This is a genomic window from Campylobacter concisus, from assembly GCF_902460535.1.
GTDB lineage: Bacteria > Campylobacterota > Campylobacteria > Campylobacterales > Campylobacteraceae > Campylobacter_A > Campylobacter_A concisus_AS.
Map to the genome: position 1 here is coordinate 52,821 of NZ_CABPTV010000009.1, position 16,741 is coordinate 69,561.

Below are 16,741 nucleotides of genomic sequence, written 5' to 3' on the forward strand. Positions count from 1 at the left end.
ATAAAAATAACTGGTGCAAGAGAGCACAATCTTAAAAATTTAAACCTTGAAATTCCTAAGAATAAATTAGTAGTTTTTACCGGTCTTAGCGGCAGTGGCAAGAGCACACTAGCCTTTGACACGCTCTATGCTGAGGGGCAGCGCAGATACATGGAGAGTCTTAGTAGCTACGCTAGGCAGTTTTTAGACCGCGTGGGCAAGCCTGATGTCGATAAGATCGAGGGTCTAACGCCTGCTATTGCGATCGATCAAAAGACCACCTCTAAAAACCCGCGCTCAACGGTAGGCACGATCACTGAAATTTATGATTATCTAAGGCTTTTATACGCAAGGGTTGGCGTGCAGCACTGCCATAAATGCGGCAAACCTATCTCAAAAATGAGTGCGAGCGACATCATAAATGAAATTTCAAAGCTCCCGCTTGGCGCAAAAGTGATCATCTATGCGCCGCTAGTACGTGAGAAAAAGGGCACATGGGCGGACTTGATCGAAAATTTACGCCAAAAAGGCTTTGTAAGAGCGCAAATAGACGGCGTGGTGGTGAGGCTTGATGAGGAAATCGAGCTTGCAAAAACGAAAAAACACACGATAAAAGTCATCGTTGATAGGATCGCTATCGATGAGCAAAATCACGAACGCTTTACAAGCGACGTTGAAAAGGCGCTAAATGAGAGCTTTGGTGAGGTCGAGGTCGAGATCGCAAACGCCGACGAGCTTGGTTTAAAAGAGAGTTTTATACATTACAGCGAGCACATGGCTTGTTTTGACTGCAAAATTTCATTTACGCCGCTTGAGCCGCTAAGCTTTAGCTTTAACTCGCCAAAGGGCGCTTGCGAGCACTGCGACGGACTTGGCATAAGGTATAGCCTAGATATGAGCAAGATCATCGACGAGGATAAGTCGATAGAAAACGGCGCAATAAAGCTACTTTACGGCTACAATATGAGCTATTACTATAAATTTTTACTTGCGTTTTGTGAGCAAAATGAGATCAACATTAAAAAACCATATTACGAGCTTAGTGAAGATGAAAAGAGGCTCGTTTTATATGGCAACGTGAAAGATGTTTCGTTTTTTTGGAAGAGAAACAAACTACTTAGAAAATTTGATGGTGCGGTTAAAATTTCACACGGACTTTTGAAGGATTACAAAGACTTTGACGAGTATATGAGCGAGAAAATTTGTGACGCTTGTAACGGCCACAGACTAAAGCCTCAAAGCTTAGCGGTCAAGGTCGCTGGCCTTGGGCTTGGTGAAATTTTAGATATGAGCATAGAAAACTGCACCGCTTTTTTCTCAAACGAGAAAAATTTTGCCTATCTTAGCGACTACGACAAGGCGATCGCAAAGCCTATCTTAAAAGAGATCAACGAAAGGCTTTTCTTTTTGTATGACGTGGGACTTGGCTACTTGTCGCTTGGGCGTGATGCTAGGACGATCAGCGGTGGCGAGGCACAGCGTATAAGGATAGCGAGCCAGATAGGAAGCGGGCTAAGTGGCGTCATGTACGTGCTTGATGAGCCAAGTATCGGCCTTCATGAGCGAGATACTCTAAAACTTATAAAAACGCTTAGAAATTTGCAAGCCAAAGGCAACTCCGTAATCGTCGTCGAGCATGATAAAAAGACGATAGAGGAGGCTGATTATATCGTAGATATCGGACCTGGAGCTGGTAAATTTGGCGGTAGCGTGGTCTTTGCAGGCACGGCAAAAGAGCTTTTAAGCTCAGACACTCAGACTGCACAATACATAAATGGTAAGAAAAAGATCGACTATCAAAAAAATAGAAAAGCTGAAAAGTGGCTCGAAATTTCAAATGTAAATATCAACAATATCTCAAATTTAACCGCTAAATTTCCACTTAGAAACCTTGTGGGTATCACTGGCGTTTCAGGATCTGGCAAGAGCTCGCTAGTACTTCAGACCTTGCTCCCAGAAGCGCAGGAGCAGCTAAATAGAGCTAAAAAAGTGAAAAAAATAGCTGGGGTAAATTTAAGTGGACTTGAGAATTTAGATAAGGTCATATACCTCGATCAAAGCCCGATAGGCCGCACTCCACGCTCAAATCCAGCAACTTATACTGGCGTGATGGATGAGATAAGAAATTTATTTGCGCAGACTAAAGAGGCCAAGCTTAGAGGCTATAAAATAGGGCGCTTTAGCTTCAACGTCAAAGGTGGGCGCTGCGAGAAGTGCCAAGGCGAGGGCGAGATCACGATCGAGATGCACTTTTTGCCTGATATAAACGTGGTTTGTGACGTTTGTAATGGCGCTAGATATAACGCTCAGACCTTGGAAATTTTATACAAAGGCAAAAACATCGCCGAGGTGCTAAATATGAGCATAGATGAGGCGGTTGAGTTCTTTAAGGCTGTGCCAAAGATCGCTTCAAAGCTCACCACACTGCAAGACGTAGGGCTTGGCTACATCACGCTTGGACAAAACGCAGTCACACTTAGTGGCGGCGAAGCGCAGCGCGTGAAGCTAGCAAAAGAGCTTAGTAGAAGCGACACTGGAAATACGCTTTACATCCTTGATGAGCCAACGACGGGACTTCATTTTGCCGATGTAGATAGGCTGGTAAAGGTGCTAAATCACCTGGTTGATCTTGGAAATTCGGTCTTTGTGATCGAGCATAATATGGATGTTATCAAAAACTGCGACTATATCGTAGATATGGGACCAGAAGGCGGCGCAAAAGGCGGTAAAGTGATAGCTTGTGGCAGCGTCAAAGAGGTAGCTAAAAACTACAAAAAAACTGGCAGCTACACAGGGGAATTCCTAGCGCAAGAGCTTGCTTTGTTAAAAGCGAAATAAATAAATCTAATAGTTTGGTGTTTGTCTAAAATGCCAAGCTATATATTATGTAAGATAAGTTAAATTTGTTAAATTTTGGGTGTATTTAAAAGAAAAGGGGCGAATGCCCCTGGGGTTATGCAGCTGGATAAACAGATACTTTTTTTCTGTTTTTATCAAGTCTTTCAAATTTTACAAAGCCATCGACTAATGCAAAAATAGTGTGATCTTTGCCAAGACCTACGTTATTTCCAGCGTGAGTTGCTGTTCCTCTTTGGCGGATGATTATATTCCCAGCACGAACGAACTCGCCACCAAATTTCTTAACACCTAATCGGCGTCCGATACTATCACGGTTATTTTGGGTTGAACCTTGACCTTTTTTGTGTGCCATATCTTATCTCCTTAAGCTGCGATACTTACGACTTTTACACGTGTAAATTGTCTTCTAAAGCCGCGTTTTAGTTTTGAGTCTTTACGTCTGCGTTTTTTGTAGATAACTACTTTTTTGTCTTTGCCTTCATTAACGACCTCAAGAACAACTTTTGCACCCTTAACAAATGGCGCACCTACCTTTACTTCGCCGTCATTTACAGCTAAAACTTCTGTAATCTCAACGGTTGATTTAGCTTCAGCACTAAAGTGATCTAGCTTAAGGAATTCGCCCTCGCTAACACGATATTGCTTACCGCCATGCTTAAATATAGCGTATTTTGACATACTCTACCTTTCTAAAATTTGGTAAGACCAAAAAGCACTTTTTTGCAAAAGATTTATGGAGCTTTGTTGGTTGTAAGGTGTGAATATTATCCAAAAGTTTATAAATTCTACTTTAATGCCCCTGATCTTATGATCTCATCGGCTAAATTTCTTATTATAGATGTGTGATCTAAGAAAAATGTTTTGTCACTTGGCAAATGTGGCTGATATACTAGCGTTTTAGCTACTGGTGCGCTTAAGATCACATTTATCAGCTCAAGCTCAGGTGGAAAAGTAAAATAAAGTTTTGGCTTGGGAATTTCATTTTGAAAGAGCCTTTGTGCGTAAAATTTACTGAAATTTTCATTTTTTGGTAGCTTTATCTCTTTAAAGAGTTCAAGCGGTAAAAAGTAGCGCGCTAAAGCGTGAAGTCCGTGCGCAAAGATGTAGAGCCGCTTTTCAAATTTAGGTGCCTCCGTCCTGCCAAAAGTGGAGCAAAATTTCTGCAAATGCTCGCTCATGGCAGCCGTATCTTTTTCATGCAAGGCTAGTACAAATTTAACCACCTCTCTTTCGTTTGCTGGCTTTTTAGAGTCCGCAAAAGTGCGGGCTTTTTCTAGGGCAGGGGCAAGTAAATTTTCATCTTGCCAAAGTATCGCTGTGAGCAGATCATGCATAACACATAGAAATTTATAGCCGTTTTTGCTAGGTGGCAGACCTTTTGGAAAGATCCTCGCCAAGCTATCTGTGTCACCGCAAGCGATAGCAAAAAACGCAGGGATCAGTTTCTCACACTGGTCATATCCGCCGCTGCAGCCTGGGAGTAAATTTAGCTTAGCGTATTGAAAGATGAGATCGTTTAGTGCCTCGGCGTCGCCGTCAGCTAGGCACTTTTCAAGGCAAAAGTCGTAGCGTCTAGCTCTTGAAAAAGAGAGTAATCGTATGAGCTCACATAAAAAGTCGTATTCGTTTAAATTTTTCTCTTTTATCTCGGCGTAAATGCTTGCGTACTCGTCTAAAAGTAGCTCTTCATCGCTTTTTGGTGGTTTTTTGGCTTTGAAAATGTTAAATAAGCTTTCTAAAAATGACATTTTGCGTCTCCTTATTTTTGCTAATTTTAGCCAAAAACGCCTAAAATGGCTTAGTTTTTTGGCTCACAAAAAGTTAAATTTAGCGGATATTTTAACTGCATTTTGGCTATAATCGCCCCAAATTTAAGCAACACTAGGACAAAAATGGCAGGCGAAGACCAAGAAAAAACCGAAGAAGCGACCCCCAAAAAGATAGAAGACGCCAAAAAGGACGGCAACGTCCCCAAAAGTCAGGACCTATCAGGCTTCGTGACCCTAGTCATTGCTATTGGTGTGCTGCTTGCGATGCTAAATTTTATGAAAGATCAGGTCATCTCGCTTTATATCTACTACTCTAAATTTATCGGTCAGCCACTGACATTGCCAACGGTAAAGATGATCGTTGTAAATACCTTTGGCAGGGCGCTTTTGATGATCCTGCCAGTTTGCATCTGCGTCGCGGTTGCCGGTATAATCGCAAATGTAATGCAGTTTGGTTTTATCTTTACCACAAAGCCCATAACACCAAATTTTGGCAAGATAAATCCGCTAAAAGGGCTAAAAAATTTATTTTCTATGAAAAAGGCGATCGAGAGCGTCAAGATCGTCGTTAAAGTAAGCATCGTCTTTGGTGTTGGATTTTACTTTTTCTTGCAGTTTATAAAAGAACTTCCGCACACGCTCTTTTTTTCTATGTTTGACCAGCTTGCGTGGCTAAAAGAGAAGCTCATCATCCTAGTTAGCGTCATGCTTTTTATACTTTTTGTGATCGGTCTTGCTGACCTGCTTATCGTGCGTTTTCAGTATTTTAAGGACCTTCGCATGAGCAAGCAAGAGATCAAGGACGAGTATAAGCAGATGGAGGGTGATCCGCAGGTTAAGGGCAGGATCCGCCAAGCGCAAATGCGTGCAGCCAAGCGCCGAATGATGCAAAACATCCCACAAGCTGACGTCGTCATCACAAACCCAACTCACTACGCCGTGGCGATCAGATACGACAAAAGCCGCGACGAAGCACCGATAATACTTGCTAAAGGGGTTGATTTCTTAGCGCTTCAGATAAAAAAGGTAGCGGTTGAAAACGGAGTGCAAATTTATGAAAATCCACCTCTTGCAAGGGAGCTTTATAGGGTTTGCGAGGTCGATGATACGATACCAGCGCACCTTTTTAGGGCTGTGGCTGAAGTGCTAAGCTTTGTTTATATGAGTAATAAGCAGAAATTTCAAGATAAACTTTGATGAAGAAATTTCTTGCCACCAAAAGGTAGCAAGAAATTTATCTATTATAGATAGCCAAACGCAGTAGCGAAGATATAGCCAAATATACAAGAGACTATAACGCCGATAAGGCCTGGGAAGATGAAGCTGTGGTTGATAACAAATTTACCGATGTGTGTCGTGCCACTTCTGTCAAACTGAATAGCCGCAAGGTCGCTTGGGTATGTTGGTAGGATGTAGTATCCGTAGCAAGCTGGCGCAAAAGCTAGGATTACAGCAGGGTTAACGTCGATATTTAGTGCTAATGGCACGAACGCAACTAAAGCTGCAGCTTGAGAGTTAACAAATTTAGAGATGATAAGTAGCATAACCGCATAGGTCCAAGGATGCTCTTTTACGATGCCACCAAGAGCTTCTTTCATCATCGGAGTATGTACTGCAAACATAGTCTCAGCCATCCAAGAGATACCAAATACCGCAACAAGCGCGATCATACCTGATCTAAATATCTCATTTTTGCCGATCTTGCTAGCATCTGTTGGAGTAAATATCAATATGATAGCGCCAGTTAAAAGCATGAAAATTTGGATAACATGAACCATGCTTAGGCTCTTTGAAGATGCTTGTTTGTTGCTGATATTTATATAAGCGCCTTGAAATTCCTCTTTTGCACCTTTTTCATTTATATATGTTACTGCACCATCAGCTGTGCGAGTAAGAGTTTGATTTGCATCTTTGCCGATGATTTTAACTGATTGAGCTTTTTGATTTGAGTTTAGCTTATCGTTTGAAACTTTTAACTCAGCAGCTTCTGTTTGGATGCTGGCGTCTTTTATCTTTAAGGTTTTTAAGACTTTTTGCTCAGTTGGAAGGTTTGCTACTATTTGAACGACTGTTGCGTCTTTGTAAGTAGTCCAGCTTGGGCGAAGATCTTTAAAGTATCCAAGAAGTGCGACTACAAGGATAGAGCCTAAAAATATCCACATTGCAGCCCATTGGTGCATAGGAAGTTTTTTGCCTAGAAGTGTTGCGCTGTCGCCATAAACGTATTTTTTAAACTCAGGGTCTTGAAGTTTTGCTTGAAAGACTTCGTCTTTATCAAGGTCTTTGCCTCTAAACCAGCTAAAAATACCTATCGCCAAAACGCCACAAAATGTCGATGGGATAGTGATCTTTAAAAGGTCTAAGTATCCATCAAAACCAGCTAAGTGAGTTTTAGCGTTGATAAGAAAGCTAGTAAGGGTTACAACAGCGACTGAAACTGGGCTAGCTATGATACCCATTTGTGAAGCTATCGAGCTTGCAGCCATAGGACGCTCTGGGCGGATGCCGTTTTTGATAGCGATGTCATAAACGATAGGAAGCACAGTATAAACAACGTGTCCAGTTCCGCATAAAATAGTAAGCGTACATGTTACAAATGGAGCTAGGATACTTACATATTTTGGATTTTTTCTAAGTATGGTTTCTGCTATTTGAAGCATAACGTCAAGACCACCACTAGCTTGAAGTGTAGCACTAGCCACAACAACGGCTAAAATGGTTAGCATAACATCGATAGCAGGCTTGCCAGGCTCGATGTTAAATCCAAAAACTAAAACTATAAGACCGATACCGCCTAGCATACCAAGCGCTATACCGCCTTTTTTAGCTCCGTAGAACAAACAGATAAGGACGATGAGAAGCTGGATAGCAAACTGCACGCCTTCACTTAAATTCATGAGAAAATCCATGAAACCTCCTAAGTTAAATGTAAATTTAATGTTGATTATATCTCTTATGAATTGAGATTAAACTTATAATTTAAGACTAATTTGACCTACGTGATAGATTTTGCGTTAGTTTAAAGGTTGTTTATTGGCATTTCAGGTTAAATTTTTAGCTTATTTGAGCCTTTATAAATTTAAAAATTCTACTTTATTTAAACTATAAAATCTAAATTTTTCATGCTTTGTTTTTAAAAATTATTAATATAAAAATTTAAGTTTTATTTTATATACTTGTAAAAAGTTACGAGGCGCTATCATCTGTGTTAAAATCTGCAAGATAAATTTAAAGGGATAAATTTGAGAGAAAAAACAAAAGAAGCGGTAGTTTTACCTATAAACAAAAGCAAATTTAGCCAAAAGAGAAGAGCAGGCTGGGCAGTGGCTGCAACGCAGGTCGAGGAGATCGAGAGTGCTGACTGGACGGAGCTTGGGATGCCAGAGACGCTGTGGAAATGCCGCGTGAAGGAGTTTGGCCCGCTCATCGTCTCGATCTACGCGCACGGAAACAACCTTTTTGAGCAAAACAAGGTCAAATTTAATGAGAAAAAGGACGAGGCATTAGCTGAAATTTTACCGCAGGTTGGGTTTATAAAGTAAGATTATGAAAAATTATAGATGTGAGATAGTTTTGCTTATCTCACATCATATCTAGATTATTTTGTATTGTTTTCTAAAAGTTCATTTAAGTCGTTCTCTTCAAATCCTATCATTTTTGCAACGTTTTTAATGAACATCTTTTCAGTTACGTGAAAATTTCCATCTATGTTCGCAAGTGCTATCATATCTAACACTAATGCTAGAGACTCATCAAAATTCTCTTTAAAAACCGAATAATCCACTGCAACTTTCTCTTTTGATCCAATTTGTTCAATTAGTTGCATTTGGTCTTCGTTAGGCAATAAAGAGTTTTCTATAAGATTTTGTAAATGTACTACTTCGCTGTCATCTATTTTTCCGTCTATTTTCATCAAATTTATTAAAATTTGGATTTTGGTTTTTATAATACTTGTGCCTTGTGTTAAATCTTGGTATGCGGATTTTAAATCATCTGCAGCCAGTTGAATTTGTGCAACACCATCACTAATTTTGGCTAGATCATCAGATGTGGTTTCATACTCTATCTGTTTTGAAAAAATAAAATCGGCTTTTTTGCCTATTTTATCGGTACTTATTTTTGACCATGCAGCCATAGCCGCCGCACCAGCTACTGGAAGCCATTTTGCAACCATAGATTTAGCCAGCTGTTGTGTTATTTTGCCACCTAGCATTGCTACTATTTTTTGTATAACTCTAGCTCCAGCACGTTTTACTAAAATTTTTTGTCCATGCACCACGACTAGTCCAGTTGCTACATTACCACTTGCACCAAATAGCACATCTAAAATCAGTTCATTACTAGCTGTCTTGCCGTGAGCCTTAGCAATATTAGCTACCATAGTCATTTGGTTTCTAATTATAGCTATGATTTCAGGCACAGCTGCAGCCATACCCCAAGGACCTGGTATTAAACCTGCTCCTCCAGAAATAGCAGCATTTTTGTAGCTGCAACTAGATATTAAGCCTTTCACATCGCTGACGCTTGGAAGAGGATTATTCTCATAGTATTCTTCCCTGCTATTAATTACGCTTGTTAGCGCACTATTAATACCTTCTGTAATTTTACTTTCTACTGCATTTACCATAGTTGTTTCCTTTCTTTTAAGGTAATTTTGCAGGTAACTATATCGTTTTTTTTTTTTTTGTAAAGTCAATATCTGTGCTAAGAATTAGCACTTTTTGCATAAAATTTCACTTCAGCTCGCCCCAGTTTTTCGCGATATTTAGCGATGTTTTAAGTGGCACATTTAGCGTGTAAATTTCCTCCATCGTCTTTTGCGTCGCCTTGCCAAATTCTTGCGCAAATTCGTCTTTGACCTCGAAAATTAGCTCGTCGTGGATCTGAAGCAGCATTTTCGCGTTTTCATCTAAATTTGCTCTAACTTTTACCATCGCCATCTTGACAAGATCTGCCGCAGAGCCTTGAAAGACCGTATTTACCGCCTCGCGCTCAAACATCGCTATTTGCATAGGTGTGGCACTTTTAAAGTCAAAGTAGCGCTTTCTGCCAAGTAGTGTCTGCACAAAGCCGTCGTTTTTGGCTAAAATTTTTATGCTCTCTAAAAAGTCTTTGATCGTCGCAAATGCCTTAAAATAGCGCTCTATGTATTCTTTTGCCTCGGCTCTTGTTATATTTACTTGATTTGCCAGCTTGCTTGAGCCCATGCCGTAAATGAGACCAAAATTTATGCTCTTTGCCACGGCTCTATTTTGCCCGTCGCTGCTACCAAATATGCTAATAGCCGTCCTTGCGTGGATATCCTCGTCATTTTTAAACGCCTCAAGCAACGCAGGATCACGGCTAAAGTGAGCTAGCAGTCTAAGTTCGATCTGGCTGTAGTCAAGCCCCACAAAACTATACCCCTCGCGCGCCTCAAAGCACTCTCTGACATCCTTTGCGAGGCTGCCACGAGCTGGGATATTTTGTAAATTTGGATTTTTACTTGAAAGCCTGCCAGTGCTCGTGCCAGTTTGCAAAAAGCTCGTGTAAATTCGTGAGCCCTCATCCTTTTTCGCAAGTGCTAAAAGCGGCTCGCAGTAGGTGCTTTGCAGTTTATATAGCTCTCTGTAAGCTAAAATTTTCTCTATCACCGGATGAGCGTCCGTAAGCTCAGCTAGCACGCTCTCATCGGTGCTATATCCTGTTTTTGTCTTCTTTTTGGTAGGAAGCTTTAGGTGCTCAAAAAGTATAACGCCAAGCTGTTTTACGGAGTTTATGTTGAAATTTTCGCCGCTTAGCTCGTAAATTTCACTTGTTAGCGCCTTTAGTTTGGTGTCGTTTTCAAGGATGAGCTTTTGCATCTTAGCTTCATTTATCTTGATGCCGTTTTGCTCCATGTCAAAGAGCGTGAGGATAAAAGGAAACTCGTGCGTATCGGCAAGGGCTAGTAAATTTTTATCAAGCGTGTTTAAAAAAGTTTTATAAAATTTAAGCGTTATCCAAGCGTCCTCGCTCGCGTATTTAGCGGCATTTTCTAGCGGCACATCGCCAAAAGTCTGCCCTTTTTTGACCACATCTTCAAATTTAATCGTGTCGTAGTCATATAGCCTCTTTGCTAGCGCGTCCATGCCGACACTTGAGTTTGGATCGCTAAGCCACGCAAGTATCATCGTATCTTTAAAATTTGCTGGTGGATTAAGACCTAGGTTGTTTTTCACGATCTCAAAGTCATACTTTAAATTTTGTCCGATCACGCAACCTTTATAAATTTGCCCTACCGCCCAAGTGGCAAAATTTAGGTCTATTTGCTTTGGCGCACCTAGGTAGTTGTGAGCCACTGGCACGTAGTAGGCGTCCTCGTCGTTAAAGCAAAAGCTAAAACCAACGATCTTTGCGCTCTTGCTATCAACGCCCGTGGTCTCAGTGTCAAAGGCGACTATGGTCTCTGGCGTGACGCTTGAGAGCAGCTTTTCGATGCTTGCCTCATCAAGTAGTAAATTTGCTCTAAAGCCAAGCTTAAATTCGGCATTTTCTTCTTTTTGCAAGCTCTTAAGAAGCCTGTTTAGATCGTATTCTTTTAAAATTTCTGAGATGTTTATCAAAGGATTTTGCTCTGGAAATTTAGACTGCTCAAGATCAAGCGAAGTGATCGCGTCATCAAAGAGCGTGGCTAGTTTTTTGCTCAAAAACGCCTCGTCTCTTGCAGCTGCTAGCATATTTTTGGTGCGCTCGTTTCTAAGAAGGGCTAAATTTTCATAAATCCCTTCTAAGCTACCATACTCAGCTAAAAGCTTCTTAGCTCCCACTGCGCCGATACCTTTGACACCTGGGATGTTATCTGAGCTGTCTCCTGCGATGGCTAGAAAGTCCCTTACCTGAGCTGGATAGACGCCATACTTTTCAAAGCAGCTAGCGCTATCGTGGTCGATCTTGCTTTGTGGGCTGTAGATGCTCACTTTGCCATCCTCTATGAGCTGATAAAGGTCCTTATCATGCGTGACTATTCGCACAAATATATCTTTATCTTTGCAAATTTTAACCGCACTTGCGATGATATCATCGGCCTCGTAGCCCTCGCGGCTAAGGCTGTAAAGTCCCATTTTTTCTATCATATCTATACAAACTGGCAGCTGCTCTTTTAGCTGAGCTGGCGGCTCGCTCCTGTTTGCCTTGTATTCGCCTAAAATTTCATGGCGCAGGGTCTTGCCCTTGCTATCAAGTGCGAAGATGAGGTAGTCGCTTTGGTACTCATCTTTTAGGCTCGCTATGAAATTTGCAAAGCCGCTTATCATGCCACTTGGTTTGCCCTCCCTGTTTTTAAGCCCGCTCATAGCGTAGTAAAGCCTAAAAAAGAAGCCAAAAGTATCAATAATCGTAAGTGTTTTCATTCTCTATCCTTTTGCGCCATTTTATGAAATTTAGGCAAAAATTTGGCTGATTTTATAAATTTATCAGACGCTAAAAGCAAAGTGAGTTTTTAAACGCAAAACAAATTTTAATCATTTAAAAGATATAATCTCGCCTAAAATTCAAACTAAATAATAGATAAATTTAAGGTAAAAAATGTTTATAGATAGCGTGAAATTAACCCTAAGTTCAGGGCATGGCGGTGCTGGTGCAGTAAGCTTTCGCCGCGAAAAGCACGTCATTTTAGGCGGCCCAGACGGCGGAGATGGCGGTGACGGCGGAGATGTATATTTTGTCTGCGACAACAACACCCACACACTGGCAAACTACAAGGGCAAAAAAGCGATGAGAGCAAGCGACGGCGAGGCTGGCATGGGCAAAAGAATGACTGGCAAAAAGGGAGAGAGCCTAGAGCTCATCGTGCCACCAGGAACGGCAGTCTATGACGCGCAGACAAACGAGCTACTTTGCGACATGGTAGAAGAGGGGCAAAGGACGCTATTTTTAAAAGGTGGCAAGGGCGGACTTGGAAATTTTCACTTTAAAAACTCTATCAACCAAGCCCCAGAGTATGCTCAAAAGGGCATGCCAGAAGAGAGCGTAGAGGTCAGGCTCGAGCTAAAGCTGATAGCTGATGTGGGACTTGTTGGCTTTCCAAATGTGGGCAAATCAACCCTCATCTCAGCCGTCTCAAACGCCAAACCACAGATAGCAAACTACGAATTTACGACGCTTACGCCAAAGCTTGGGCTTGTCGAGGTCGATGAGTTTAGCGGCTTTGTCATGGCTGACATCCCTGGTATCATCGAGGGAGCTAGCGACGGACGCGGCCTTGGCGTGCAGTTTTTAAAGCATATCGAGAGAAATAAAATTTTACTTTTCATGATAGATAGTGCAAACTACAGAAGCATGAGCGAGCAGTTTAGCGTGCTAAAAGAGGAGGTCGCTAAATTTTCAAGTGTGCTTGCTAGCAGGGACTACGCTATCGCTATTACAAGAGTCGATGCGGCTGAAAATTTAGATGAAAATATAAAAGAATTTATGAAAAGTATAAATTTAGAGCCAAATCAAGTTGGTAAATTTGTCTATAAGCAAGACCTATACAGTTTTGACGCCAAAAAACCATACTTTGTTTTGCCAATCTCATCAGCGACAAACGAGAACATCGACGAGCTTAAATTTGCACTGCTTGAGCTACTTAAAAAAGAGCTTTGAGTTGCGACTTTTTGGCACTTTGAACTTAGAAATTTAAGAAGATAAAATGAAGAAAATTTTTTGCATTATGCTATTTTGCCTTGGTGCATATAGCTGTGATCCAGCGGATCCAATATATATGCTTTTGGATTTTAATGACATAGATCGCGATGGCATGCTAAATTTAGATGAGTGGGTGGCGTGCAAGGCGCCACCTGAGCTAAAAATAGCGCCAGATTTATGCACTAGTGATGAATTTAAAAGGCTGGATCTTGATCGTAGTGGCAAAGTTAGTGTTAATGAGCTAAGAAATTTAGTATTGCAAAAGATTAGCTGGCAGAAAGATCCATGCGCCTCTTGGCCGCCAAGCAGCAAAAACATAGATCAAAATAAAAGTCGTTGAAATTTAAAGGAAAGTGATGAATGTAGTTTTTATGGGGACACCTGATTATGCCGTTAGGATACTTAGGCACTTAAAAGAGGCTGGCTTTAATATAAAAGCGGTCTTTACCCAGCCTGATAAGCCAGTTGGCAGAAAGCAAATTTTAACCCCAAGCGAGGTCAAAATTTACGCGCAAAATGAGCTAGTAGGCGTGCCAGTCTTTACACCAAATACGCTAAAAGATGAGGCGGTAGTTGCCGAGATAAAGGCATTTGAGCCTAAATTTATCGTAGTGGCAGCTTATGGCAAAATTTTGCCTAAGAGCGTGCTTGACGTGGCGACTTGTATAAATTTACACGCTTCGATCTTGCCAAAGTATAGAGGGGCAAGCCCTATACAAAGTGCGATCCTAGCGGGCGAGAAGCAAACTGGCGTCACAGCTATGCTAATGGACGCTGGGCTTGACACTGGCGATATGCTAGACTTCATCTACACGCCTTGCGAAAACAAGATGTCAAGCGAGCTTTTTAGCGAGCTAGGCGAGCTTGGCGGCAAGCTAATCGTAAAAGTGCTTAAAAATTTTGAAAATTTAAAGCCACAAAAACAAGACGACGAGCAGGCCACGCACTGCAAAAAGATAAGCAAGAGCGACGGACTTTTTAGCTTTGATGAAGAGGCAGGGCAAATTTATAATAAATTTCGTGCGCTCACACCTTGGCCAGGACTTTATCTGGCAAGCGGACTAAAAATTTTATCGCTTGAGCTAAGCGAAAAAAGTGGCAAAAGTGGAGAAATTTTAAGCATAGAAAAAGATCACGTTGTAGTTGCTTGCAAGGGTGGGGCGGTTAAAATTTACGAGCTTCAAGAGCCAAGTAAAAAGCCAACAAACGCAAAAGCATATATAAATGGTAAGCGCCTTAGCGTTGGCGATGAATTAAAATAAATTTAAAGGAGCGGTTATGAAAAATGCGCTAAGTATAGCAGGGGTTGATCCAAGTGGCGGAGCTGGAGTTTTAGCTGATATAAAGGTATTTATAGCACACGGCGTATATGCGATGGGAGCGATCACAGCGGTCACTGCTCAAAATACAAAGGGCATCTTTGGCATGCAGCTAGTCGATACTAAGCTCATCGAGGATCAGATAAAAGCGATATTTGATGATATAAGAGTTGATGTGATAAAAATAGGCGTTGTCCCAAGTGTTGAGATCATCAAAAGCGTCGCAAAAACGCTAAGAGAAATCAAAAATTTACCGCCAGTCGTGCTTGATCCTGTAATGAGCTGTAAAAATGGCGACATCTGGCTAGAGGGCGCTGCAAAGGACGCGATTGTGGAGGAGCTTTTCCCGCTTGCAAGCGTGATCACGCCAAATATCTTTGAAGCGCGCGAAATTTTAAAGCGTGAGCTAAAGGACGAGGACGAGCTAAAAGAGGCTTGCAAGGATCTTTTGAAATTTGGCACAAAGAGTGTCTATCTAAAGTGTGGCGAGATAGAAGGCAAGTCGCTTGATATATTTTATGATGGCAGTGAGTATGAAATTTTTAGCGACGAGCGCATAAAAACGACTGCGACACATGGCTCAGGCTGCTCGCTATCAAGCGCGATCGCTTCAAATTTAGCAAATGGACATAGTCTAAAAGAGAGCGTGAAAAACGCACATGATTATATCTTCAACGCTATCAAAAACGCGGTCATCATTGGCGGCGGACAAAATCCAGTAAATCACTTCTATAAATTTCAAGGTGTGATTTGAAAGTAGAGTTTTTTCAAAGTCTGCCTTCGACGCAGGAATTTTTGATAGAAGCCCTAAAAAACAGCGAGATAAAGCCACCGCACATGGTCGTGGCGTATAATCAAACCAAAGGGGTCGGCAGCCGCGGCAACAGCTGGGAGGGGCTTGGCGGAAATTTATTTATGTCATTTTGCGTAAGCGAAGATGAGCTGCCAAGCGACATACCTCCGCCCTCGATCTCGATATATTTTTCTATGTTGATGCGTGAAGTCTTGAGCGAACTTGGCTCAAGGTGCTGGCTAAAATGGCCAAATGATTTTTACGTGGACGAGCGCAAAATAGGCGGCACTTTGACAAATAAAGTGGATGAAATTTACATTTGCGGCATGGGGATAAATTTAGCTAGCGCACCCGAAAACGCGGGCATTTTGGATATCAAAACTAGCGTAGACGAGCTAGTTTGGGGCTTTGTTAGCATGCTTGATAAAAAGATTTTATGGAAGCCAATTTTTAGCAAATTTAGGATAGACTTTTGCAAGTCAAAAAGTTTTATTACGCATATTGCAAATAGAGCTGTTTCGCTTCAGGATGCTGAAATTTGCGAGGATGGAGCGATATTATTAAACGGGGAAAAGGTATATTCTTTAAGATGAGCGAGATAATAACAATAGCTAACCAAAAAGGCGGCGTTGGCAAGACCACAACAGCCGTAAATTTAGCCGCATCACTGGCGGTTGCTGAGAAAAAAGTATTATTAATAGACATCGATCCACAGGCAAACGCGACGACTGGACTTGGTTTTAGCAGAAGCGACTACGAGTTTAACATCTATCACGTCTTAACAGATAGGAAAAAGCTCTCACAAATCGTGCTAAAAACTGAGATCCCAACGCTTTTTCTAGCTCCGTCAAACATCGGACTTGTCGGCATCGAGCAAGAATTTAACGATCAAAGCAAAGACTATAAACTAATCCTTAAAAACAAAATTTCAGAAGTTGTAGATGACTATGATTTTATCATCATCGATAGTCCTCCAGCACTTGGCAGCATCACAATAAATGCTCTTAGTGCAAGTGATAGCGTTATCATCCCGATCCAGTGCGAATTTTACGCACTTGAGGGCTTGGCGCAGATCCTAAACACAGTTAAGATCATCAAAAAAACGATAAATCCAAAGCTAAACATAAAGGGCTTTTTACCGACTATGTTTAGCTCGCAAAATAATCTCTCAAAAGAGACTATTGCAAATTTAAAGCAGCATTTTGAAAATAAGCTCTTTAAAAGCAAGGATGGCAAAGAGGAATTTGTAGTCGTTCCAAGAAATGTAAAACTTGCTGAAAGCCCAAGTTTTGGCAAGCCAGTGATACTTTATGATATAAAGTCACCAGGCTCAATCGCATATCAAAATTTGGCATATTGTATTTTAAACTAAAAAA

At 41.3% G+C, this 16,741-nt stretch carries 14 protein-coding genes and 1 pseudogene; 9 read left to right on the forward strand and 6 right to left on the reverse strand.

The window, feature by feature from the left end:
• A partial coding sequence (uvrA, locus tag FZ945_RS08455) for an excinuclease ABC subunit UvrA (protein WP_262367203.1) occupies window positions 1-2,817 on the forward strand: 2,817 nt, incomplete at its 5' end.
• A 115-nt stretch (window positions 2,818-2,932) separates the two neighbouring features.
• Here the strand turns inward: uvrA and rpmA are convergent.
• The 3 genes from rpmA to FZ945_RS08470 form a co-directional block, all read right to left on the reverse strand.
• On the reverse strand, window positions 2,933-3,190 hold the full coding sequence (gene rpmA / locus FZ945_RS08460) for a 50S ribosomal protein L27 (RefSeq protein WP_002942569.1): 258 nt from the start codon (window positions 3,188-3,190) through the stop codon (window positions 2,933-2,935).
• 11 nt (window positions 3,191-3,201) lie between these two features.
• Window positions 3,202-3,516, reverse strand: a complete 315-nt coding sequence (gene rplU, locus FZ945_RS08465) for a 50S ribosomal protein L21 (RefSeq protein ID WP_002942523.1) — start codon at window positions 3,514-3,516, stop codon at window positions 3,202-3,204.
• Window positions 3,517-3,623: 107 nt separating this feature from the next.
• Complete coding sequence (locus tag FZ945_RS08470; protein ID WP_148803876.1) at window positions 3,624-4,586, reverse strand: hypothetical protein; 963 nt, start codon at window positions 4,584-4,586, stop codon at window positions 3,624-3,626.
• Between the two features lie 144 nt (window positions 4,587-4,730).
• On the opposite strand from FZ945_RS08470, the gene flhB reads away from it, so the two are divergent.
• Window positions 4,731-5,804, forward strand: coding sequence for a flagellar biosynthesis protein FlhB (gene flhB, locus FZ945_RS08475; protein ID WP_002942594.1), 1,074 nt, complete (start codon window positions 4,731-4,733; stop codon window positions 5,802-5,804).
• Between the two features lie 44 nt (window positions 5,805-5,848).
• Here flhB and FZ945_RS08480 read toward each other — a convergent pair whose 3' ends face one another.
• Window positions 5,849-7,516: an anaerobic C4-dicarboxylate transporter gene (locus tag FZ945_RS08480; protein WP_103594812.1), complete on the reverse strand. Its 1,668-nt coding sequence runs from the start codon at window positions 7,514-7,516 to the stop codon at window positions 5,849-5,851.
• A gap of 414 nt (window positions 7,517-7,930) precedes the next feature.
• On the opposite strand from FZ945_RS08480, the pseudogene FZ945_RS08485 reads away from it, so the two are divergent.
• Window positions 7,931-8,149 (forward strand): annotated as a pseudogene (locus FZ945_RS08485) (fumarate hydratase C-terminal domain-containing protein); the annotation flags it as partial.
• Window positions 8,150-8,205: 56 nt separating this feature from the next.
• Here FZ945_RS08485 and FZ945_RS08490 read toward each other — a convergent pair.
• Window positions 8,206-9,234, reverse strand: a complete 1,029-nt coding sequence (locus tag FZ945_RS08490; protein ID WP_148803878.1) for a TerB family tellurite resistance protein — start codon at window positions 9,232-9,234, stop codon at window positions 8,206-8,208.
• A gap of 106 nt (window positions 9,235-9,340) precedes the next feature.
• On the reverse strand, window positions 9,341-11,977 hold the full coding sequence (gene polA, locus FZ945_RS08495) for a DNA polymerase I (protein ID WP_148803880.1): 2,637 nt from the start codon (window positions 11,975-11,977) through the stop codon (window positions 9,341-9,343).
• Between the two features lie 175 nt (window positions 11,978-12,152).
• Between polA and obgE the strand changes: the two genes are divergently transcribed.
• The 6 genes from obgE to FZ945_RS08525 are packed head-to-tail and all read left to right on the forward strand — an operon-like array spanning window position 12,153 to window position 16,737.
• Entirely contained in the window at window positions 12,153-13,211 is a 1,059-nt protein-coding gene (gene obgE / locus FZ945_RS08500) for a GTPase ObgE (protein ID WP_103594815.1), read from the forward strand.
• 46 nt (window positions 13,212-13,257) lie between these two features.
• Window positions 13,258-13,593, forward strand: a complete 336-nt coding sequence (locus FZ945_RS08505; protein ID WP_148803882.1) for an EF-hand domain-containing protein — start codon at window positions 13,258-13,260, stop codon at window positions 13,591-13,593.
• Window positions 13,594-13,609: 16 nt separating this feature from the next.
• Complete coding sequence (gene fmt / locus FZ945_RS08510) at window positions 13,610-14,515, forward strand: methionyl-tRNA formyltransferase (protein ID WP_148803883.1); 906 nt, start codon at window positions 13,610-13,612, stop codon at window positions 14,513-14,515.
• A 16-nt stretch (window positions 14,516-14,531) separates the two neighbouring features.
• On the forward strand, window positions 14,532-15,326 hold the full coding sequence (thiD, locus tag FZ945_RS08515; protein ID WP_148803886.1) for a bifunctional hydroxymethylpyrimidine kinase/phosphomethylpyrimidine kinase: 795 nt from the start codon (window positions 14,532-14,534) through the stop codon (window positions 15,324-15,326).
• The gene (locus tag FZ945_RS08520; RefSeq protein ID WP_148803888.1) at window positions 15,323-15,958 is read left to right on the forward strand and encodes a biotin--[acetyl-CoA-carboxylase] ligase; all 636 of its coding nucleotides are present in this window, start codon (window positions 15,323-15,325) and stop codon (window positions 15,956-15,958) included. Before thiD ends, FZ945_RS08520 begins: the two co-directional genes overlap by 4 nt.
• Window positions 15,955-16,737, forward strand: coding sequence for a ParA family protein (locus FZ945_RS08525; RefSeq protein WP_002939402.1), 783 nt, complete (start codon window positions 15,955-15,957; stop codon window positions 16,735-16,737). Before FZ945_RS08520 ends, FZ945_RS08525 begins: the two co-directional genes overlap by 4 nt.
• The last annotated feature ends 4 nt before the right edge of the window (window positions 16,738-16,741 follow it).